Below are 21605 nucleotides of genomic sequence, written 5' to 3'. Positions count from 1 at the left end.
CGGATACTGAATTCTAGGCCTTGTTAGGCCCTGTGCGCCACCCAAGGGGTGAAATGGCAGGATGGGCGGGTGCTGCGCCGCGGTGCTGGCACTGGGGTATACTGCCGCGGTCTTTCGCTCAGGCCCCGAGTTCACGGGGCGGTAACCCCCGCTTACGCAAAGGCGGATGCGGCAAAAGCGCTTTTCATCCAGCCTGTGCGGCCCGGGTGGTTTTACGATTTCTGGAGTGACCCATGCTCGAACAGGCTCAACGCGTTCTTAAGGACATCTTCGGCTATGACAGCTTCCGCGGTCGCCAGGGTGCCATTATCGAGCGTGTGGCCCGCGGTGGCGATGCCTTGGTATTGATGCCCACCGGCGGTGGCAAATCGCTGTGTTTTCAAGTCCCGGCCTTGCTGCGCGACGGCCTGGCAGTGGTGGTTTCGCCGCTGATCGCCTTGATGGACGACCAGGTCGCCACCCTCGAGGAACTGGGCGTGGCGGCAGCGGCGCTGAACTCCACGCTCAGCTCCGATGAGCAGCGCGAGTTGGCCGCGCGCATCCGCCGGGGCGAAATCAAGATGCTGTACCTGGCGCCGGAGCGCCTGGTGCAGCCGCGCATGCTGGATTTCCTCCGCGGCCTGGACATCGCCCTGTTCGCCATCGACGAGGCCCACTGCGTTTCCCAATGGGGGCATGACTTCCGTCCCGAATACCTGCAGCTGGGCCAGTTGGCCGAACAGTTTCCCCAGGTGCCGCGAATCGCCCTGACCGCCACTGCCGACAAGCGCACGCGCGAGGAGATCGTCACCCGTCTGCACCTGCAGGACGCCGAGCGATTCCTGTCCAGCTTCGACCGGCCCAACATCTTCTACCGCATCGTACCCAAGGAAAGCCCGCGCAAACAGTTGCTGGCGTTCCTCACCGAGCGGCGCAGCGATGCCGGTATCGTTTACTGCCTGTCGCGCAAGAAAGTCGACGAAGTCGCCGCGTTCCTGTGCGAAAACAACTTTCCGGCGTTGCCGTACCACGCCGGTCTGCCTGCTGCGACGCGGGCCGCCAACCAGAAGCGCTTCCTCAACGAGGAAGGCCTGATCATGGTGGCCACCATCGCCTTCGGCATGGGCATCGACAAGCCCAACGTGCGTTTCGTCGCGCACCTGGACCTGCCCAAGTCGCTGGAAGCCTACTACCAGGAAACCGGCCGCGCCGGCCGCGATGGTCTGCCGGCAGACGCCTGGATGGCCTACGGGCTGCAGGATGTGCTGATGCTCAAGCAGATGCTGCAGAATTCCGAAGGTGACGAGCGCCACAAGCGCCTTGAACAGCACAAGCTCGACGCCATGCTGGCGCTGTGCGAAGAAACCCGCTGCCGCCGTCAATCGCTGCTGGCCTATTTCGATGAAGAGATGCCCAACCCCTGCGGTCACTGCGACAACTGCGTCGACGGCGTGCAGACCTGGGATGCCACCGAGCCGGCGCGCCAGGCGCTGTCGGCCATCTACCGCACCGGGCAACGCTACGGCGTCGGCCATCTGGTGGACGTGCTGCTGGGCAAGGACACCGAAAAGGTGCGCAGTTTCGGCCACGACAAACTCGCAGTGTTCGGTGTCGGCAAGGGCCGCTCGGAAGGCGAGTGGCGGTCGCTGTATCGCCAGGTGGTCGCGCGCGGTCTGGCCGATATCGACCTGGAGGGCTACGGCGGCCTGCGTTTGAGCGACAGCTGCCGACCGCTGCTGCGCGGCGAGGTGACGCTTGCGCTGCGCAAGGAAATCAAGCCGCAGACCTCTGCCCGCGGCAGCGGCTCGGCAAGCCCCGCCAGCCAGTTGGTGCGCGACGAGGAACGTGAACAGTGGGAAGCACTGCGCACTCTGCGGCGCAACCTGGCGCAGGAACATGCGGTACCGCCCTACGTCATCTTCCCGGACTCGACCCTGCTCGAAATGCTCCGCAGCCAGCCGACCAGCATGGCCGATATGGGGCGGGTCAGTGGCGTCGGCGCTCGCAAGCTCGAGCGTTACGGTGAAGCGTTCCTGCAGGTACTGGCTGGGTCGGGCGGGGCAGAGGCGCCACGCGAGGTGGCCGATATCCGCCACGAGCTCATCAGCCTTGCCCGCGCAGGCATGACGCCGCTGCAGATCGCTGGCCAGTTACAGTGCAGTGAGAAGAATGTCTACAGCCTGCTGGCCGAAGCCATCGGCCAGCAGCAGCTGTCGCTGGAGCAGGCGCTGGATCTTCCCGAGGAACTGCTCAGTGAAATCCAGGACGCCTTTCTCGACGGCGAAGGGGAATTGCCCGGCGTCGCCGAGATTGCGGGGCAGTTCACCGGCCGTGTGCCCGAAGGCGTCCTGTATTGCATACGTGCGGCGTTGCAGTCCGAATTCGAGGTGTGAACGAGGCTGCCACTCGGCATGAGTCTTGCCTGTGGGCTAAGGTCATGATTAGCTGACTAATCATCAGCTCCGACCTTCACGCATGCGCTGCTTGTGCAAGGCTGTTTTTTCAAGAGAGATCTATGCCGTTAACTGATCAACATCGCTTCGGAATGCAGCTGGCGCACATGTCCCGTGGCTGGCGGGCCGAACTGGACCGTCGGCTGGCGGGCCTGGGATTGTCGCAGGCGCGCTGGCTGGTCCTGCTGCACCTGGCGCGGTTCGGCGAAGCGCCGACCCAGCGCGAGCTGGCGCAGAGCGTGGGCGTCGAGGGGCCGACCCTGGCACGCTTGCTGGACAGTCTCGAAGCCCAGGGCCTGGTCGAGCGCCAGGCCGTGGTCGAAGACCGTCGGGCCAAGAAGATCACGCTGTGCGCGCCCGCCCGGCCGCTCATCGAGCAGATCGAAACCATCGCCAACGCCTTGCGTGCCGAGCTGTTCATGGGGGTCGACGAAGAAGAACTGAGCACCGCCATGCGGGTACACAGCCGCATCCTGGCGAATCTGGAAAAGAAATCCTGAAGTCAACGGGCCGTCACCCGCTTGGAGCAAGTGGGCCGTACGGGCTATAAAGTTATTGGATGTCGGTCTTCAAGGGATTCCCATGCAAGTGCGTATACCGTCGCGTACCAGGTTTGCTTCACGTCGTCTGCTGGCATCGGTGTGGGCCATGGCGCTGTGCTATTCCACGGCCGCCTCCGCGCTGGGCCTTGGCGAGCTGACCCTGCGCTCATCGCTCAACCAGCCGTTTCGCGCCGATATCGCCTTGCTCGACACCGCAGGGCTGGAGCAGGACGACATCCGTGCCAGCCTGGCGACGGCCGAAGAGTTCGCCAGGGCAGGGGTGGAACGCAGTTTCTTCCTCAACGACCTCAAGTTCTCGCCCGATTTCAGCGGCGGGCGCAAGGTCATTCATGTCAGCTCCAGCAAAGTGGTCACCGAGCCCTTCATGAGTTTCGTGATTCAGGTCGGCCGGCCGAATGGGCAGCTGCTGCGTGCCTTCACGGTATTGCTCGACCCGCCGGGGATGGGGCCAGGCCTCGCCGACCGCGCGCCGCAGCGCATACAGCCGGCGCAGGCCAGTGCGCAGCCTGCAGCAGCGCCGACCAGGCCCAGGGAAGCGAGTGCACCCACGCCGAGCGCCAGTGAGCCTGCGAAACAGGCGCCGGCCAAGGCCGCTGCGCAGGACGCTGCGCAACTGGCTGCCGCCGCCCTGGAAAACCAGCAACTGCAGAAGAGCTTCGACGAGGTGCAGGCGCGCCTGCAGAGCCTGGAGGCGCAGGTAGCCGACAAGGACAAGCAGGTTGCCCAGCTGCAGGCACGCATGGCTGAAACCCCTGCGGCCGAGGCCGATTCGTCCGTCGCTCCCGCAACCGCACTCGCTGCGGCAACGCCTGCGCCTTCGCCTGTATCTGCCCCACCCGCAGCGGTTGCCACGCCAGCACCGGCCCCGGCTCCGGCTCCGGTGGAGGATGGCAGTGGCTGGTTGAACATCCTGGCGCTGGTTGCGGCACTGCTGTTGATCATCGCACTGTTGCTGCTGTTGCGCCGCCAGCGACAGCGCAAGTCGGCCGCGCTGCAGGACGCCTTCGAGCCGGTCGCTACCCAGCCGGTCCGTGCGGCGCCGGTCGCCACTGTGCCGGCCGCTGCAGAGGCGGCCGCCACCGCGCCGCTGCGTGCGGAGCCGGCGCCGGTGGTACGCCGTGAAACACCGACTGCCACCGACGCCCTCGATGGTGCAAGCATCTATATCGCCTACGGCCGCTTCAACGAAGCGCTGGGTATTCTGCGCGACGGGCTGGCCAAGCAGCCAGAACGTACCGACCTGCGCGTGCGCATGCTCGAAGTGCTGGGCCAGCAGGGTAATGCCAAGGGATTTGCCGAGCAGGAAAGCCTGTTGCTGGCGGCAGGCTTCAGCGCGGCGACGCTGGCCGAGATACGCAGCCGCTTCGCCAATCTCGAACCCGCGCCAGCAGCGTCGACGCCAACCGCTACCGCGGGTCTGTCACCGGCAGTGGCAGCGACTGCAGTGACGCTGGCGTCCACTGCAGCAGCCGCAGCGTCGGTGCAGCCCGCTCCGAAGCCTGAGCCCGAGCCGGACCCCGAGCCGGAATTCGAGCTGCCCGATCTCGACCTGGCAGCGCCTGAGCCATCAGCTCGGTCAACCCCGCGGCGCGAGCAGGAAGACGAATTCCAGCTCAACCTCGATGACCTGTCCATGGACGCCGATTGGGCGTTGGTCAGCCCATTCGATGATGCGCCGTCGCCCAAAGGCAAGCCGGTGGTCGTCGAGACACCGCCCGAGGTCGAGATGGACCCGGCGTTCACCAGCAATCTGAACGAACTGCCGGAAGTCTTCGAGATGCCCGACGAGCAGTTCCTCAGCGACTTCGCCGATGTCGAGGAGGAGCCGTTCCTCCAGCAGGACGAGGCCCCGGCCGGGAAGACTCAGGACGACATCGACAACGATTTCCTCGACAGCTTCATTGCCGACAGCGACCTGCCCGAGCTGGATGCCCTGACCGTGGATTTCGACGACCTGGAACTGCAGCACGCTTCGGCGGAGAAACTCGATCAGGCCCAGCAGTTGCTCGACGACGGCGATACCAGCGAAGCCAGCGTGCTCTTGCACGAACTGCTGCGCGAAGGCGATGACTCCTGCAAGCAGGCGGCCCGGCAGTTGCTGAATCGGATGGACGAAGCATGAGCCAAGCCACGGCATCCAAGCCTCAGGTGGTGATCACCTATTGCACACAGTGCCAATGGCTGCTGCGCGCCGCGTGGCTGGCCCAGGAGCTGCTCAGCACTTTTGGCGAGGACCTGGGGCAGGTGGCGTTGGCGCCCGCCAGTGGCGGGCGCTTTCTCATAACCTGCGACGGCGTGCAGGTCTGGGAGCGCAAGGCCGACGGTGGTTTTCCCGAGGCCAAGGTGCTCAAGCAGCGCATCCGTGACCTGATCGATCCCGAGCGCGACTTGGGCCATAACGAATCCAGAAGTCCGGCAGCCGAGTAAGCCTCTGCCGGCTCATGCTCAGTGTCGCCAGAAAGCCGGCATGCACAGGATCAGCACGGTGATGATTTCCAGTCGGCCCAGCAGCATGCCCAGGGCCAGGATCCACTTCGCCGCATCGGGCAGCGTGGCGAAATTGCCGGCCGGCCCTATCACCTCGCCCAGCCCCGGCCCTACACCGGAAACCGTGCTGGCGGCGCCGGTCAGGGCGGTCATCCAGTCCAGCCCCAGCAGTGACAATGCCAGGGCGATGATGCCGACGGTGAAGCCGAAGAAGAACGAGAACGTCAGGATCGACCGGACGATTTCCTCATCGAGGCGATGGCCGTTGTATTTCTGCTTGATCACCGCGCGCGGATGAATCAGCTGGTTGAGGTTGGACTTGAGCAGGATATAGGCCACCTGGAAGCGGAATATCTTGATCCCGCCTGCGGTCGAGCCCGAGCAGCCGCCGATGAAGCCCAGGTAGAAAAACAGCATCAGCGAGAAATTGCCCCATAGGCTGTAGTCGCCCAGGGCGAAGCCCGTGGTAGTCACCACCGAGGTGACGTTCAGGGCCACGTGGCGGAATGCCGTCCACCACGGCAGCTCGGTGGTGGCCCAGTACCAGGTACCCAGCACCAGCCAGGTGGCGATCAACAGTATCAGCATGCCTTGTACCTGCTGGTCGCGCAGCAGGGCCTGGCGGTTGCCGCGCAGGGTCGAGACGTAGAGCGCGAACGGCAGGCTGCCCAGAATCATCACCACGATGGCCACCCAGTGCACGGCCGGTTGCTGCCATTTGCCCAGAGACAGGTCGGACGTCGAGAAGCCTCCAGTGGAAATGGCCGACATCGCGTGGTTGACCGCGTCGAACGGGCTCATCCCTGCCAACCAGAACCCCAGGGTGCCCAGGGCGGTGAAGCCGACATACACCAGCACGATGTACTTGGCGACCATGTGCGAGCGCGGCATGACTTTTTCGGAGCGATCGCTGGATTCGGTCTGGAACAGCCGCATGCCACCAATGCGCAACAGCGGCAGAATGGCCACGGCCATGCCGATGAAGCCGATGCCGCCCAGCCAGTGCAGCATCGAGCGCCACATGAGGATGCCCGGTGACATCTCGTCCAGATGACTGAGCACCGTGGAACCGGTGGCGGTAATGCCCGACATGCTTTCGAAAAAGGCGTCGGTGTAGCTGATGTGCTGAGTCAGCAGGAAGGGCAGGGCGGCGAACACGCACACCACCACCCAGCTGCTGACCGTGAGCAGGTACATGTCGCGCGGCCGCAGGTTGACGTTGTCGGGGCGGCCGGGCAGCACCAGCAGCAGGCCGGCGACGAAGGTGATCAGGCTGGCCCAGAGGAACGACTGGATGTCCTCGGTGCGTTCGAACACCACCAGCGTGCCCATGGGCACGACCATGCTCACGGCCAGGGTGATCAGGAAGATGCCGATAATGAAACCGATGATGCGCAGGGTCGGCAACGCCATGGGGTCAGCTCTGGCCATGAAGGAAAGGGCCGCCATTCTACCTGCGGGCCACAGCATGTAAACCCGGCAGGCGAAGGCCGCTTGGGTCTAGAATAGCGGCTTATCGTTCGACAGGAGGTTGCCCATGGAGGCGCTCGAGGTTTTGCTCAATCGTGTTTCAGCTCCCCGGCTCATGGCGCCCGCGCCGACGGCCGCGCAGCGTGAAGTGCTGTTCCAGGCCGCGCTGCGCGCGCCCGACCACGGCCAGCTGCGGCCGTGGCGTTTTCTCACCGTCGAAGGGGAAGGCTTGCAGCAGCTCGGCGAAGTCCTGGCCGAGGCCACTGCGCTCAACCCCGAGGCTGGCGAAGCGGCGCTGGAAAAAGCCCGCAACATGCCGTTGCGCGCGCCCCTGGTGGTGGTAGTGATCGCCCGCTTGCAGGAGCATCGAAAAGTGCCGCAGAGCGAGCAACTGCTGGCGGCTGGCTGCGCCGCCCATGGCATCCTGCTTGCGGCGAATGCTCAAGGGCTGGGTGGGGTATGGCGCACCGGCGAGCTGTCCTATGCGCCTTATGTGGCCGGCAAGCTGGGCCTGATCGAAGGCGAACAGATCATCGGCTTCCTGTACCTGGGCACGCCGGCGCGAGAATTGCGCGAAGCGCCGGCGCTGGCTACCGCCGACTTCGTGCAAGCCTGGGGCGTCGAGGCCTGAAGCGTTCAGGTTCGAGCCAACCGATCGCGGCGGTCTAGGCCACCACCACCGGTACCGGCGGCAGGTCCAGGGTCGCGATCAAGCCGCCTTCAGGGTGGTTTTCCAGCTGCAGGCTGCCGCCGTGTCGCTCGGCGGCGCGGCGGGCGATGGCCAGGCCCAGGCCATGGCCAGCAGCGCTCTGGCCCGGTGCGCGGAAGAATGGCTCGCTCAGGCGCGCCAGGTGTTCCTCCGCCACGCCCTGGCCGTGATCGCGCACGCTGATGCGCACCCGCCCTTGCACCTGTTGCGCCGACAGCACGACCGGCGCGGGCCCAGGGTTGAAGCGCAGGGCGTTGCGCAGCAGGTTGTCCACGGCCCGTTCGATCATGGTCGGCCAGCCCTGCAGCGCAAGGTGCGCGGCAATGTCCAGTTCGATGGCCTGCTCCGGCACGGCGATCAAGGCGTCCTTTCGCACCGCCTGCAGGAGTGCCGGCAGGTCCACGTCTTCGGCCGTGGCTTGTTCCGCATCGACCCGCGCCAGCACCAGGATCTCGCTGATCAAGGCTTCAAGACGATCGCATTCGCGCGTCAGGCGCGGCCACAACAGGTCGCGCTGGGCAGGCTCGGCCCGTTCCGCCAGGGCCAGGGCGATGCGCAGCCGCGCCAGGGGCGAGCGCAACTCGTGGGACACGTCGCGCAACAGTTGTCGCTGGCTGCCGATCAGGCTCTGCAGGCGCGCACCCATGCGGTTGAAGTCGCGGGCCAGCACGCCGAATTCGTCGCGACGACTGGCCAGCTGCGCCAGGCTGTTCTGCTGATAGGTGGTCTGCCCCAATTCGTGCACGGCACCGCGCAGCCTGCTCAATGGGCGCGTGATGGACAACGTCACCATCAGGCTGAACAGCGTCAGTACGACCAATGCGATCACCAGTGCGCTGATCGGCATGAGCAGGGAGTCGCGGTGCCACGAGTCGAGTTCGGGGTGCGGGATGCGGTAGATCAGCAAGTAGGTGTCGCCCGTGGTGGGGCTGGTGTAGTCCGCCGTCAGTCGGCGCCACGGCAGGTCGCGATCGGCTTCGTTGTGGCGCGCCTCGAAGGCTTCGGCGCGACGCGGGAAGGTCCCCGGTACCACGGCCTCGCCGGCTTCGTTGAGCACTTGAGTGTCGATGCGATAGCGGCGCTTGCGCTGCTCGAGCAGTTCCTGAGCCGCCTCGGCGCCTTTGCTTTCGTAACGCTCCACCCAGTCCTGGGCGAAATGCTTCACCGCCGGGTGCCGACTGAGGATCCAGGTGTCCTGGTTCAACATGTGGCCCAGCAGCACCGAGAGGCCGGCTACCAAGGCGATGGCCAGCCAGAAGCTGGCCAGGATGCGCCAGAACAGTGAACGCAAGGCAAATTCCTCAATGAAAGAAGCCCGGTACCCATGCGCGGACCGGGCTGGGGGCTTGCGCCGATATTACTGGGTTTTCTTGCCTTGCTGGGCTTTCCAGGCCTGGAATTCGGCCCATTCGGCGCGGCGCTCGTCCTGCTTCTTTTTCATTTCGTCGAACTGCTTCTGCTGTTCGGGCTTGAGCACTGCACGTACGTCGGCCTGGGCCTTGTCGTGGTTGGCCTTGATTTCATCTTCCATGGCCTTGCGATCGGCCGCCGGCAGCTTGTCCAGGTACTTCTTGGTGATGTCGCGCTGCTGATGACGTTCTTCGCCCATCAGTTTGCCCACCTGGGTGCGTTGCTCGTGGGTCAGGTCGAGCTGGGCGAATGGCTCGCCGCCACGAGGGCCTGGGCCGCCCTTGCCTGGGCCTGGGCCGAAACCGTCAGGGCCGCCCTGCGGCATGGCCATGGCCAGGGTCGGCAGGGTAGCGGCGAACAGCATTGCGAGTGTGGTCTTGCGCATGGTGAATCTCCTGTCTGGTTCCCGGTGTTTACCGGATGTGCCCAGTTTATGGAGATCAAGGTCAGGCGCGGTCAATGCCGCGTAAGGCTTGTGTAAAGACATGACGCGGGTGGCATTTACAAACCAGGTCGTTGGCGCCGTACGCGGTGGCAGCTATTGCGCATAGAAATAGCCACGGCTGCGCAGGGCCATGATCCGCGGGCGTCCGTCGGCATGCGGGCCGATCTTCTTGCGCAGATTGCTGACGTGCATGTCCAGGCTGCGATCGTAGAGGGTGAGCTTGCGGCCCAGTGCGATCTGCGCCAGCTCCTGTTTCTCCAGGGGCTCGCCCGGCTGGCGCATGAGTGCCTCGAGCAGGCGGCTTTCGGACACGGTCAGGTTGATGTCGTGTTGATCGATGCTGACCACGCCGCGCGCCGGACTGAAGCACAAGTCGCCCAGCTCCATCTGCCCCGCCACGGCAACCGGGTGGCTGCGGCGCAGTACCGCGCGCAGGCGGGCGGTCAGTTCGCGCGGATCACAGGGTTTGGCCAGGTAGTCGTCGGCGCCCAGCTCCAGGCCGAGGATGCGATCCAGCGGTTCGCCCCGCGCCGAGAGCATCAGCACTGGCAACTCGGCGTGTTCGCTGCGCAGCTGCTTGAGCAGTTCCAGGCCGCTGCCGTCGGGCAGCATCACGTCGAGCACCACGGCCGCCGGTGCCAGCTCGGCCAGGGCCTTGCGTGCGCTGCTGCCATCGTGGCAGGCGCGGACCTGGAAACCTTCCTGGCTCAACCAGCTGTTCAGCAGTTCACACAGCTCGACGTCATCGTCGATCAGTAGCAGATCGCTCATCTAGACCTTCATTCGGGCGCAGGCAAAGTCTGCTTGAAGGGTTTGACCAGCACGTCCTTGTACACCCCGGCGGCAACGAACGGATCGGCGCCGGCCCAGGCCTGGGCTTCGTCCAGGGACTCGAAGCGGGCCACGATGAGGCTGCCGCTGAAGCCGCTCTCGCCTGGGTCGTTGCTGTCGATGGCCGGGTGTGGCCCGGCCAGTACCAGTTGCCCGGCGGCTTCCAGCTGTTTCAGCCGTTCCAGGTGCTCGGGCCGTGCGGCCAGGCGCTTTTCCAGGGAGTTGGGCGTGTCGGTGGCAATGATGGCGTAGAGCATGTCAATCCTCGGTTTTAGGTGTTGTACGATCGGAATCATGCAGGTGACGGGACAGGTAGATACCCTGGCCCACCAGGAACAGCAAGGTCATGGCCAGGCTGCCGAACACTTTGAAGTCGACCCAGAACTGCTCGAAAGTGAAAGCCACGAACAGGTTGGCGGCGCCGCAGAACAGGAAGAAGACCACCCACGCAACGTTGAGTTTCGCCCAGATCGGGTCCGGCAGGGTCAGCGCATGGCCCATCATGCGCTTGATCAGCAGTTGCTTGCCGATGAAATGACTGCCGGCGAACGCCAGGGCGAACAGCCAGTTGACCACAGGCGCCTTCCACTTGAGGAAGGTTTCGCTGTGGAAGGCCAGGGTCAGGCTGCCGAACACCAGGCAGGCGATCAGGGTCAGCCACTGACCCTTTTCCAGCTTGCGCTGCTTGAGGAACAGCAGGCCATAGACGATCACCGAACTGGCGATGAGCACCTTGGTAGCACTGAAGATGCCGCCCAGTTCGAAGCTGTACCCCGCCAGGTCGACCATGTGCGGGTCGGTCTTGTAGACGATGAGGAACAGGAGCAGCGGGATGAAATCGATCAATTGTTTCACAATGGCAGCCAGAAGCAGGATGTGACGGCATAATAACAAACATCAATGACTGCGAAAGCGCCACTATGAATGTTGACCTGCACTGCCACAGCACCGCCTCCGATGGCGCCCTCGCGCCTGCCGTTCTGGTGCAGCGAGCGTTCGATCATGGCGTGCAGACCCTGGCCCTGACCGACCACGACACCCTGGAAGGCCTGCCAGAGGCCCGTGCGGCGGCCACAGCACTGAACATGCAGTGGGTCAGTGGTGTCGAAATGTCGTGCACCTGGGGCGGTGCGACCATCCACGTGCTCGGTTACAATTTCGCTCTGGATGCACCGCCGCTGGTGGCCGCGCTCGACAGCCTGCACCACGGTCGCTGGCTGCGTGCCGAGGAAATCGACCGACGCCTGGCGCTCAAGGGCATGCCGGGTGCCCTGGACGGTGCTCGGGCCATCCAGAAGGGTCTGGGCGACAGCGGCAATGCGCCGGCGCGCCCGCACTTCGCCGACTTCCTCGTGCAGCAGGGCCACGTCAAGGACCGCCAGGAAGCGTTCCGCAAGTGGCTCGGGGCGGGCAAGCTGGGTGACGTCAAGCAGCACTGGCCCACCCTCGAGGACACCGTGCGCACATTGCGCGAGGCGAAGGCCTGGATCAGCCTGGCTCATCCGCTGCACTACGATTTCACGCGCAGCAAGCGGCGCAAGCTGATCGGCGACTACATCCAGGCCGGTGGCCATGCGATCGAGGTGGTCAACGGCATGCAGGCCGCCGAACAGGTCGGCACGCTGTCCATCCTGGCCCGCGAATTCGGCTTGATGGTCAGTGGCGGCAGCGACTTCCACGGCCCGGGCACGTGGGGTGAAATCGGTGTCTATCGGCCATTGCCCGTCGACCTGCCGCCGTTGTCCGCGCGGTTCAAGCACGACCCGTCAACTTCCGCCTGAACAGGATGCCAACGTGAGTCAATTCTTTCAGATCCATCCGCAGAACCCGCAGCCGCGGCTGATCAAGCAAGCGGTCGAGATCATTCGCGGCGGTGGCATCGTGATCTACCCCACCGACTCTTCCTACGCCATCGGTTGCCAGATCGGCGACAAGAACGCCGTGGAACGGGTGCGTCGCCTGCGTCAGCTGGACGACAAGCATAATTTCGCGATCATCTGCTGCGACCTCTCGCAACTGGGGCTGTTCGCCAAGGTCGACACCGCGGCGTTCCGTCTGCTCAAGGCGCACACGCCGGGGCCCTACACCTTCATTCTGAGCGCCACCCGTGAAGTGCCGCGCCTGCTGCTGCATCCCAAGCGCCGGACCATCGGTTTGCGCGTGCCCAGCCATCCGATCGCCTTGGCCTTGCTGGAAGAGTTGGGTGAGCCGCTGATGAGCGTGAGCCTGATCATGCCCGGCGCCAAGGAGCCGCTCAGCGACCCTTACGAAATGCGCCAGTTGCTGGAAAAGCAGGTCGACCTGATCATCGACGGCGGTTTCGGCGGCACCGAGGCGTCCACCGTCATCAACCTCGCCGATGGCGATCCGCAAGTGGTGCGCGTGGGCTGTGGCGATCCGGCACCGTTCGCGGCCATGGCGTGAGTGATCTGAGCGCGGTCGACAATCCGCCGGCGAATCTCGCCCAGGGCTCGCCCGAGCAGCTGCAACTGGCGCTTGTCTACGGCCAGGCGTTCACCCAGATGCCGCAGGACCTGTACATCCCGCCGGATGCGCTGGAGGTGTTCCTCGAAGCATTCGAAGGCCCGCTCGACCTGCTGCTGTACCTGATCCGCAAGCAGAACATCGACATCCTCGACATTCCCGTGGCGGAGATCACCCGTCAGTACATGGGCTACGTCGAGCTGATGAAAACCGTACGCCTGGAGTTGGCCGCCGAATATCTGGTGATGGCCGCCATGCTTGCGGAGATCAAATCGCGCATGCTGTTGCCGCGCAGCGCCGTGGTCGAGGATGACGAGCACGACCCGCGGGCCGAGCTGATTCGCCGCCTGCAGGAATACGAGCGCTTCAAGGCCGCCGCCGAAGGTATCGATACCCTCAAGCGGGTAGGCCGTGACCTTTACGTGCCCAAGCTCGATGCACCTCAGGCCAAGGTACGCAAGCTGCTGCCCGAGGTCAGCCTGGAAGAGCTGCTGATGTCGATGGCCGACGTGTTACGGCGCAGCGACATGTTCGAAAGCCATCAGGTCAGCCGCGAGGCCCTGTCGACCCGCGAACGCATGAGCCAGGTGCTCGAACGCCTGCGCGGCGGTGGCTTCGTGCCTTTCATCGAGCTGTTCGGTGCCGAGGAGGGCAAGTTGGGCGTGGTGGTAACCTTCATGGCCATTCTTGAACTGGTCAAGGAGCAGTTGATCGAACTGGTGCAGAATGACGCCTTTGCCGCTATCCATGTGCGCGCCCGAGCCGAACAATGAATCTGACTGACCCGCGCGATCTGGCGCCACTGCTCGAAGCCTTTCTGCTGGCCTCCGGAAAGCCGCAGTCCCTGGAACGCCTCCATGAGCTGTTCGAGGAAGCCGAGCGGCCGGAGCCGGCGGTGTTCAAGAAGGCCCTGGAGGTGCTGGGCAAGTCCTGCGAAAAGCGCGCGTTCGAGTTGGTGGAGGTCGCCTCGGGCTACCGCTTGCAGATCCGTGAAAGATACGCGCCCTGGGTGAGTCGATTGTGGGAAGAACGCCCGCAGCGCTATTCCCGCGCGTTGCTGGAAACCATGGCGTTGATTGCCTATCGCCAGCCCATCACCCGTGGCGAGATCGAAGACGTGCGTGGCGTGGCGGTCAACAGCAATATCGTCAAGACGCTGGTGGAACGCGAGTGGATCCGCGTGGTGGGCTATCGCGACGTGCCGGGCCGGCCGGCGATGTTCGCCACCACCAAGGCCTTTCTCGACCATTTCAACCTCAAGAGCCTCGATGAGCTGCCCCCATTGGCAGTGCTGCGCGAGATGGAACCCGAAACCATCCTCGAAGACCACGACGACGATGCGCCAGTGCCTGCTCATCTGCAGGCGCTGGCCGATGCCAGCGCCGAGGGCGAGGCTCCGGCCAAGGACGAGACCAGCTTTCGATCGTTGCTGGTGGAGCTCGACTCCATGGAACAGGGCCTCAAGATCGACTTCGACGACCTGCTCCAGAACCCCGCGCCGACCGACGACGACCGCTGATTGCAAGGTAGACCTGCGGGAGCGGGCTCTGCCCGCGAAAAGGGCGGCGCGGTGGTGCAGGTGGACCGCATCGAGGCTTTCGCGGCCACTGACCGCTCCTACGGGGAGGGGGGTGAACATGCTCTGCCAAGGTGCGCCCTTGGCCTGTGTGCTGCGTCCGGCAGCCGCGATACCGTACGCTTCCTGCGTTTGCCAGATGCACCAATGCGGGCACGTACTGCCCTCCTGTGGAGCATTTAATTCATTAAATTTATTTCTTGAAGTATTTGATCCTTAGCCCTAGTCTCGTTCTCGACAGGCCTGCGCAAGCACCCAGGCCGCCATTGGCACTGACGTGAATCGGGAGCTGGACATGAGCGTGAAATTACTTTTGAGCATGGCTGTGGCCACTGCGTTTTCGGCCTCGGCACTGGCTGCCGATTGGACCGTCGGTGCCAACGTGGGCAATGTGCCCTGGGAGTTCCAGGACGCCAAGGGCGACATCGTCGGCTTTGAAGTCGACGTGGTGAAGGAAGTCGCCAAGCGCGCCGGCAAGACCGTGGAGTTCGTCAACATCCCGTTCAATGGCCTGTTCAGCGCCGTGCAGTCCAAGCGCGCCGACATCGCCATTTCTTCCATCACCATCACGCCCAAGCGTCTGGAATCGGTAGGGTTCGCGCAGCCGTACTACGACAGCGACCAGTCGCTGTCGGTGCTGACCAAGTCCGGCATCAAGGGCCTGGATGACATGAGCGGCAAAGTGGTCGGCGTCGACACCGGTTCGACCGGGGACATGTGGGCCGCCAAGCATCAGGGTGAGTACAAGTTCAAGGACATCTCGCGCTACGAAGGTCTGTCGCCGGCCATGCTCGACCTGGCGTCCGGGCGCATGGATGGCTACATCAGCGACATTCCGGCCGTGCTCTATTACATCAAGGACAAGCCACAGTATGCCGTGGTCGCGCGCATTCCCACCGGCGAGAAATACTCGCTGATGCACGCCAAGGGCTGGGCCGAAGGCGCGCGAGTGAACACGATCATCAGCGAGATGAAAAAAGACGGGGTGATCGCCGACCTGCACAAGAAGTGGTTCGGTGCGGCCGCCGCAGACGACTCCAGCACCGTGAAAGTCGTCGACGTTCCTCAATAAGCACCGCGCTTCGGCCCGCCCGCTACCGGCCCACGACCAAGGTAACCGTTCATGGAGTTGCTACAGACTTTCTTCAACTGGGACGTGTTCGTCGACGCGCTGCCTTTGATGCTGCGCGGCCTTGGCGTGACCATATTGCTCGGCGTGGTGAGTATCGTGCTGGGCCTGGCCGGCGGTCTGCTGCTGGCCATGCTCAGATTGTACGGCTACAGCCCCGTGCGCTGGCTGGCACGGGTGTACATCGACGTGCTGCGGTCTATCCCGCTGCTGGTCCTGCTGGTGTTGATCTACTATGCATTGCCCTTCGTCGGCATCCGCCTGTCGTCCTTCGCTGCCGCCACGGCCGCGCTGTCCCTGGTGTCGTGCGCCTATTCGGCGGAGATCTTCCGTTCCGGCATCGAGGCTATCCCCAAGGGTCAGTTCGAAGCGGCGGCTTCCCAGGGCATGAGCTTCTTCAACACCATGCGCGACGTGATCCTGCCCCAGGCCATGCGCATCGTCTTGCCGCCCATGACCAGCAACTGCATCAACGTCATGAAGGACACGGCACTGGCGTCAGTGGTCGCCATGCCCGACCTGCTCAAGCAGGCCACCCAGGCCCAGGCGCTGTCGGCCAATCCAACGCCGCTGGTGGGGGCGGCGATCATGTACCTGTTGTTGCTGCTGCCACTGGTGCAGCTGGTCAGCTGGGTAGAGCGTCGCAACGGCAGCGGAGGCAAGCGCGCATGAGCAACGTCATCGAAATCGAACGACTGGACAAGTTCTACGGGCCATTCCAGGCCCTCAGCGACATCAACCTGACTGTCGCCCAGGGCGAAGTGGTGGTGATCCTGGGGCCTTCGGGGTCGGGCAAGTCCACCCTGATTCGCTGCATCAACCTGCTCGAGCCCTACCAGGGTGGCGACATCCGGGTGTCCGGGCAGCGCGTGGAAACCGGCCCCAAGCTTGCCGGCATCCGCTGCGAAGTGGGCATGGTGTTTCAGAACTTCAATCTCTATCCCCACCTCACCGTGCTCGCCAACGTGGCCCTGGCGCCGGTGCGCGTGCGCGGCATGAACCGACGCGATGCCCAGGAGCGCGCGCGGCTGTTGCTGGAAAAGGTCGGCATGTCCGCGCATGCCGACAAGTACCCCAGCCAGTTGTCCGGGGGCCAGCAGCAACGGGTCGCGATCGCCCGGACCATGGCCATGGAGCCACGGGTGATCCTGTTCGACGAGCCGACCTCGGCGCTGGACCCGGAAATGGTCGGAGAAGTGCTCGACGTGATGCAGAACCTTGCCCGCTCCGGGGTGACCATGATCGTGGTGACCCACGAGATGGGCTTCGCGCGCAAGGTCGCCGACCGGGTGATCTTCATGGAAACCGGTCGCATCATCGAACAGAACCATCCCCAGGCCTTCTTCACCGCGCCCCAGGAACCCCGTACCCAGGCATTCCTGCAGGCCATCCTGCACCACTGACAGGCTCTACCCCTAACAAGCAAACGGGAGACTCACTTTGACTGCCCTCGATATCGACTACGTCCGTCGCCAATTTCCCGCACTCGCCGACGGCTACGGCTACCTGGACAACGCCGGCGGCTCGGCGGTGCTCAAGCCGGTGGCCGAGCGCATCACCGAGTACCTGCTCAACCACGCGGTGCAACTGGGCGCCTCGTACGCGCCATCGGTCAAGGCCGGTGAGAAAGTGCTGAAAGCACGCGCCTCGGTGGCCCAGCTGATCAACGCCCGCCACTCTGAAGAGTGTGTGATGGCCGGTTCGACCACCTTGTTGCTGCAGCTGCTGGCTCGGGCGATTGCGCCGTCGATCGGCGCGGGCGACGAGATCATCGTCACGCACAGCGACCACGAAGCCAACATCGGCCCCTGGCAGCGCCTGTGCCAAGAGCGCGGGGCCACCCTGCGCGTATGGTCGGTTGATCCGTCGAGCCTGGAGCTGGAGCTGCGCGACCTGGAGCAACTTCTCGGGCCGCGCACGCGTTACGTGGCGATGACCCACGCGTCGAACATTCTGGGCAGCGTCAACCCGGTCGCGCAGGTTGCCGAGCGCGTGCACGCCTGCGGTGCCAAGCTGGTGGTGGACGCTGTGGCGTACGCACCGCACCGTCTGGTCGATGTGCAGGCCAGCGGCGCCGACTATTACGTGTTCAGCTTCTACAAGGTGTTCGGCCCGCATTTCGCGGTGCTGTGGGGCAAGCGCGAACTGCTGCTGGAACTGCCCAGCCTCAACCATTTCTTCATCGGCCAGGACGTGCTGCCGTACAAGCTGCAGCCGGGCAACGTCAACTACGAACTGTCCTACGGTTGCATGGGCATCAGTGACTACCTGCTGGACATCGGCCGGCGCCTGGGCACCGCAGGCAGCGAGCGGCAGATCATGCAGGCGGCCTTCGATGCGTTCGAGGTGCAGGAAAACCTCTTGGCCGAGATTCTGCTGGGCTATCTGCGCGAGGCCGACGGCGTGCGCATCATCGGCAAACCACGGGTGACCGCGGGCGACCGGGTACCGACCATCAGCTTCGTCGTCGAGGGCGTGCAGTCCGAGGCCATCGTGCGACAGGTGGACGCGGCACGCATCGGCATTCGTTTTGGTGACTTCTATGCCCGTCACTTGATCGAAGAACTGGGCCTGGCACCTCAGGGAGGGGTGGTACGCGTTTCCATTGCGCACTACAACACCGTCGATGAAATGACGCGGCTGGTGGAATGCCTGGCCCGAGCCATCGCAGACCTGCGTCCCAGCTGACCGCCATCGAGCCACTGAACCATGCCATTACCGCACACCCTTGAAGAACTGCGCAGCGCCATTGCGGTGGGGCAGGACAAACTCACTGCGCGCATGCGCGATGCCGCCCAGTACGTGATCGAGCACCCCCACGATGTGGCGCTCAACACGGTCGCGGCCCTGGCCGCGCGTTCGCAGATTCCCGCTTCAGCGTTCATTCGTCTGGCCCAGGCCTTGGGCTTTGGCGGTTTCAGCGACCTGCAGCGGGTGTGCAAGGCGCCGCTGGAGAAAGCCGGGCAGGGCAGCTTCAAGGAACGTATTCGCCATTATCGCGGCGAACAGTTGCTCGACGACCCGACCGATGTGGGCGCCATGCTCGGCGCCTTCAGTCGGGCCAACATCGTCTCCCTCGAACACCTTGCCGAAGGGCAGCAGGTGCAGGCGCTGGAACAGGCCATCGGCTTGCTGCAACAGGCGCGCACCACGTTCGTGGTGGGCATGCGCCGTTCGTTTCCGATGGCTGCCTACCTCAGCTATGCCCTGAGCCGTGTCGGCCGGCGCGCCGTGCACATCAGCGGCCTGGGCGGCAGCCTGCGCGAGCAGGTCGGCGCGCTGCACGGTGACGACGTGCTGGTGGCGGTGAGCTTCCCCCCGTATGCCCAGGAAACCATCGACGCCTGCAACCAGGCGGTGGCGGCCGGTACGCCTATCGTTGCCATCACCGACAGCCTGCTCAGCCCCATCGGCCAATGCGCCTCGGTGATGATCGAAGTCGACGACGCCGAACTGCTTGGCTTTCGCTCGTTGACCGCCGCGTTCTGCGTGGCCCAGACACTGGCCATGGGCCTGGCCTTCGCCGCAGGTGAAACCTTTGGCGGCATCGACCACGACGCTTTGAAAGATATCGACTGCTGAGGCCCCAGGCCCGGCATTTTGCCCAACCTGCTGGAGAGCCGTACCGTGACATCACCCCTAAGAGATCTGGTCGGCTATGGCCAGCAACGTCCCCAGGGTACCTGGCCCAATGGCGCCCGGCTGGCGATCAGCCTGGTCATCAACTACGAGGAAGGCTCCGAACGGTCCCTGGCCATGGGCGATCCCGATCAGGAAAGCATGACCGAGTGGGGCAGCTATCAGTTTCCCGATGGCGTACGCAACCTGGCCATGGAATCGATGTACGAATACGGCTCGCGGGTCGGTATCTGGCGCATCCTGCAGATTCTGCAGAAGGCCAACGTGCTGGCCACGTTTCATGCCTGCGCGGTGGCCTTCGAGCAGAACCCCGACGTGGCGCGGGCGGCGGTAGAGCTGGGCCATGAAGTATGCAGCCATGGCTACCGTTGGGAGGAAGTGTTCCGCCTCACCGAGGAGCAGGAGCGCGAGCACATTCGCCTGGCCATCGAGTCCTTCCAGCGCACCTGCGGCAAGCGCCCGGTAGGCTGGTACTGCCGCTATGGCGCCAGCGTGCGCACCCGTCGCCTGGTGGCCGAGGAGGGCGGTTTCCTCTATGACTCCGATGCCTACAACGATGACGTGCCGTACTTCGTCGACGTCGAAGGCAAACGCCGCCTGGTGGTGCCGTACACCAGTGACGTCAATGATTTCCGCTACTGGAATTCGCCGGGCCTGTCCCAGGCTTCCGACTTTCTCGAGTACATGAAGGAAAGCTTCGAGGTGCTGCACGAAGAATCTGCAGACGGCCTGCGCATGATGTCCGTCGGCCTGCACCCGCGCATGGTCGGACGCCCGGGCCGGATACGCGCCTTGCAGAAATTCATCGAGTACGCACAGGGCCACGAAGGCGTGTGGTTCGCCACTCGCGAGCAGATCGCCCAGGCGTGGCTGGAGCGTGACGCTGCCGCAGTGTGAAAGCGGCTCTCTTTACCCGAAGACACTCTCCCACCTGATCGCGCTGTGCTGTTCCTGGCTCAGGTCCAGCACGCTTTCCACGTGGGCGAGGTGATGCAGCATCAGGGCAATGGCACGTTTTTCGTCCTGGGCTTCGATGGCGGCGACGATCGCGCTGTGTTCGTCCTCGGGGCAGGCATGCATTTGCGGACCGTCGTAGAGCGCGTGCATCAGCGACGTCACCGGACACAGCTGGCGCATGATGCGAGTGATGAAGCTGTTGCCACCGATCTCGGCCAGCAGGCTGTGGAAATTCCCGGACAGCTTGATCAAGGCGCGCCGATCCTGGTTCTTGCGCGCCAGCGCCTCCTTTTTCAGGTGGGCATGTAAAGGCTTGCGCTGGGCCTTGGTCGAGCGGTGGATGACGTTGCGAATGATCTCCGGTTCCAGCAGCCGGCGGGTGGCGAACAGGTCACGGGTTTCCTGCACCGTGGGGCTGGTGACGAACGCGCCGCGGTTGGGGTGCAGCTTGACCAAGCCTTCCTTGGCCAGCGCCATGAGCGCCTGGCGAATCTTGTTGCGGCCCACGCCAAACGCGATCGCAAGTTTCTCCTCGGCCAGCTTGATACCCGGCGGCAGGCGGTGCTCCATGATGGCGATGGTGATGTGTTCGGCGATGCCATCGGCATCCTGTGGTGTGTTCAGATCCATATCCGTTTCCTGACGTACCCTTGCCCGCGGTCAGCCGCGGATGCGCCGACTGATGCCGGTCAATTTTTCCATCACTACCATCATCACCAGGGTGACGATCACCAGCACGCTGGACAGAGCGGCAATGGTGACGTCCAGTTTGCTCTCCAGGTCCTGCCACATGCGGATCGGCAGCATGTCGGTGCGTGCGTCGCGCAGGAACAGCGAGACGGCAGTGTTATCGAACGAAGACATGAACGCAATGAATGCCCCGGCCGCGATGCCTGGCGCAATCAGCGGCAGGGTGATGCGCCGCAACGCGTGCGCTCTCGAAGCACCCAGGCTGGCAGCGCTTTCCAGCAGCGCCGGCGGCAACTGCATCAGCGCCGAAGAGGTGGTACGGATGACGTAGGGTACGCAGACCACGGTGTGACCGATCACTAGCGTCGTCATCGATACCGGCACGCCCAGCTCGCTGAAAAAGATCAATGCCGACAGGCCGAACGCCAGCCCCGGCAGAATCAACGGTGACATGAACAGCGCATCGAGGCAGCGCGCTGTCTTGCTCGTGGAACGGGCGATGGCCAGCGAGGCGGCAGTGCCCATGACCACACACAGAAGCGTGGTCATCGACGCCACCAGAAAGCTGTTCCACGCCGCGAAATGCAGGGTGAACGCCTTGAGCAGGGCGACATACCAGCGTGTCGAGAAGCCCTGAGGCGGAAAGCGCAGCGAGTAGCTGTCGGTGAACGAGACGATCAGCACGATCAGCGTCGGTGCCAGCAACAGGATAAGGGCGGCCCAGGCCACCAGATAGAGGGTGCCCTTGAGGGCGATGTCCGACAGGTCGTTTCGACGTCCCAT

At 64.1% G+C, this 21605-nt stretch carries 23 protein-coding genes; 15 read left to right on the top strand and 8 right to left on the bottom strand.

What is annotated here, in order from left to right:
• The first annotated feature begins 233 nt into the window (after nt 1-233).
• From recQ to IFT80_RS04710, 4 genes are all read left to right on the top strand, one after another.
• Nucleotides 234-2372, top strand: coding sequence for a DNA helicase RecQ (gene recQ / locus IFT80_RS04725; protein ID WP_192057522.1), 2139 nt, complete (start codon nt 234-236; stop codon nt 2370-2372).
• Between the two features lie 122 nt (nt 2373-2494).
• Complete coding sequence (locus IFT80_RS04720; RefSeq protein ID WP_185793860.1) at nt 2495-2932, top strand: MarR family transcriptional regulator; 438 nt, start codon at nt 2495-2497, stop codon at nt 2930-2932.
• Nucleotides 2933-3014: 82 nt separating this feature from the next.
• Complete coding sequence (locus IFT80_RS04715; protein WP_192057521.1) at nt 3015-5117, top strand: FimV/HubP family polar landmark protein; 2103 nt, start codon at nt 3015-3017, stop codon at nt 5115-5117.
• Complete coding sequence (locus tag IFT80_RS04710) at nt 5114-5422, top strand: SelT/SelW/SelH family protein (protein ID WP_192057520.1); 309 nt, start codon at nt 5114-5116, stop codon at nt 5420-5422. The genes IFT80_RS04715 and IFT80_RS04710 overlap by 4 nt, the downstream gene beginning before the upstream one ends.
• A gap of 18 nt (nt 5423-5440) precedes the next feature.
• On the opposite strand, the gene IFT80_RS04705 is transcribed toward IFT80_RS04710, so the two are convergent.
• Nucleotides 5441-6895 carry a TrkH family potassium uptake protein gene (locus tag IFT80_RS04705; protein ID WP_185793857.1) on the bottom strand — a complete coding sequence of 485 codons (1455 nt, stop codon included), beginning with the start codon at nt 6893-6895 and terminating at the stop codon, nt 5441-5443.
• 124 nt (nt 6896-7019) lie between these two features.
• Between IFT80_RS04705 and IFT80_RS04700 the strand changes: the two genes are divergently transcribed.
• Nucleotides 7020-7583 carry an NAD(P)H nitroreductase gene (locus IFT80_RS04700; RefSeq protein WP_122713169.1) on the top strand — a complete coding sequence of 188 codons (564 nt, stop codon included), beginning with the start codon at nt 7020-7022 and terminating at the stop codon, nt 7581-7583.
• A 34-nt stretch (nt 7584-7617) separates the two neighbouring features.
• Here IFT80_RS04700 and IFT80_RS04695 read toward each other — a convergent pair whose 3' ends face one another.
• From IFT80_RS04695 to IFT80_RS04675, 5 genes are all read right to left on the bottom strand, one after another.
• Nucleotides 7618-8952, bottom strand: coding sequence for a sensor histidine kinase (locus IFT80_RS04695; RefSeq protein WP_192136887.1), 1335 nt, complete (start codon nt 8950-8952; stop codon nt 7618-7620).
• Nucleotides 8953-9018: 66 nt separating this feature from the next.
• Nucleotides 9019-9456 (bottom strand): Spy/CpxP family protein refolding chaperone, encoded by a 438-nt coding sequence (locus IFT80_RS04690; protein ID WP_122479172.1) that lies wholly within the window; start codon nt 9454-9456, stop codon nt 9019-9021.
• A 153-nt stretch (nt 9457-9609) separates the two neighbouring features.
• A complete protein-coding gene (locus tag IFT80_RS04685) occupies nt 9610-10287 on the bottom strand; it encodes a response regulator transcription factor (protein WP_122479171.1) in 678 nt (225 codons plus the stop codon).
• A gap of 8 nt (nt 10288-10295) precedes the next feature.
• On the bottom strand, nt 10296-10604 hold the full coding sequence (locus IFT80_RS04680; RefSeq protein ID WP_122479170.1) for a YciI family protein: 309 nt from the start codon (nt 10602-10604) through the stop codon (nt 10296-10298).
• A gap of 1 nt (nt 10605) precedes the next feature.
• Nucleotides 10606-11202, bottom strand: a complete 597-nt coding sequence (locus tag IFT80_RS04675; protein WP_122479169.1) for a septation protein A — start codon at nt 11200-11202, stop codon at nt 10606-10608.
• 65 nt (nt 11203-11267) lie between these two features.
• Between IFT80_RS04675 and IFT80_RS04670 the strand changes: the two genes are divergently transcribed.
• The 10 genes from IFT80_RS04670 to IFT80_RS04625 all read left to right on the top strand — a co-directional run bounded on the left by IFT80_RS04670 (nt 11268) and on the right by IFT80_RS04625 (nt 20072).
• Nucleotides 11268-12128 carry a PHP domain-containing protein gene (locus IFT80_RS04670; protein ID WP_122479168.1) on the top strand — a complete coding sequence of 287 codons (861 nt, stop codon included), beginning with the start codon at nt 11268-11270 and terminating at the stop codon, nt 12126-12128.
• A gap of 13 nt (nt 12129-12141) precedes the next feature.
• The gene (locus IFT80_RS04665; protein WP_122479167.1) at nt 12142-12771 is read left to right on the top strand and encodes an L-threonylcarbamoyladenylate synthase; all 630 of its coding nucleotides are present in this window, start codon (nt 12142-12144) and stop codon (nt 12769-12771) included.
• 131 nt (nt 12772-12902) lie between these two features.
• A complete protein-coding gene (locus tag IFT80_RS04660; protein ID WP_192137120.1) occupies nt 12903-13604 on the top strand; it encodes a segregation and condensation protein A in 702 nt (233 codons plus the stop codon).
• Nucleotides 13601-14350 carry an SMC-Scp complex subunit ScpB gene (scpB, locus tag IFT80_RS04655; RefSeq protein ID WP_192136886.1) on the top strand — a complete coding sequence of 250 codons (750 nt, stop codon included), beginning with the start codon at nt 13601-13603 and terminating at the stop codon, nt 14348-14350. The genes IFT80_RS04660 and scpB overlap by 4 nt, the downstream gene beginning before the upstream one ends.
• Nucleotides 14351-14702: 352 nt before the next feature.
• Entirely contained in the window at nt 14703-15479 is a 777-nt protein-coding gene (locus tag IFT80_RS04650; RefSeq protein WP_185793854.1) for a transporter substrate-binding domain-containing protein, read from the top strand.
• Between the two features lie 51 nt (nt 15480-15530).
• Nucleotides 15531-16208, top strand: a complete 678-nt coding sequence (locus IFT80_RS04645; RefSeq protein WP_192136885.1) for an amino acid ABC transporter permease — start codon at nt 15531-15533, stop codon at nt 16206-16208.
• On the top strand, nt 16205-16939 hold the full coding sequence (locus IFT80_RS04640) for an amino acid ABC transporter ATP-binding protein (RefSeq protein ID WP_122479163.1): 735 nt from the start codon (nt 16205-16207) through the stop codon (nt 16937-16939). Before IFT80_RS04645 ends, IFT80_RS04640 begins: the two co-directional genes overlap by 4 nt.
• A gap of 37 nt (nt 16940-16976) precedes the next feature.
• The gene (locus IFT80_RS04635) at nt 16977-18224 is read left to right on the top strand and encodes a cysteine desulfurase-like protein (RefSeq protein ID WP_192136884.1); all 1248 of its coding nucleotides are present in this window, start codon (nt 16977-16979) and stop codon (nt 18222-18224) included.
• 21 nt (nt 18225-18245) lie between these two features.
• A complete protein-coding gene (locus tag IFT80_RS04630) occupies nt 18246-19118 on the top strand; it encodes a MurR/RpiR family transcriptional regulator (RefSeq protein ID WP_122479161.1) in 873 nt (290 codons plus the stop codon).
• A 45-nt stretch (nt 19119-19163) separates the two neighbouring features.
• Nucleotides 19164-20072 carry a polysaccharide deacetylase family protein gene (locus tag IFT80_RS04625; RefSeq protein ID WP_192136883.1) on the top strand — a complete coding sequence of 303 codons (909 nt, stop codon included), beginning with the start codon at nt 19164-19166 and terminating at the stop codon, nt 20070-20072.
• Nucleotides 20073-20084: 12 nt separating this feature from the next.
• Here the strand turns inward: IFT80_RS04625 and IFT80_RS04620 are convergent, their stop codons facing one another.
• Nucleotides 20085-20762: a GntR family transcriptional regulator gene (locus IFT80_RS04620; RefSeq protein ID WP_192136882.1), complete on the bottom strand. Its 678-nt coding sequence runs from the start codon at nt 20760-20762 to the stop codon at nt 20085-20087.
• 30 nt (nt 20763-20792) lie between these two features.
• A complete protein-coding gene (locus IFT80_RS04615; RefSeq protein WP_197975745.1) occupies nt 20793-21605 on the bottom strand; it encodes an ABC transporter permease in 813 nt (270 codons plus the stop codon).

Origin of the sequence: Pseudomonas sp. CFBP 8771 (genome assembly GCF_014841695.1) — a bacterium.
GTDB classification, from domain to species: Bacteria; Pseudomonadota; Gammaproteobacteria; order Pseudomonadales; family Pseudomonadaceae; genus Aquipseudomonas; species Aquipseudomonas baltica.
This window is presented reverse-complemented; position numbering and strand designations above follow the sequence as displayed.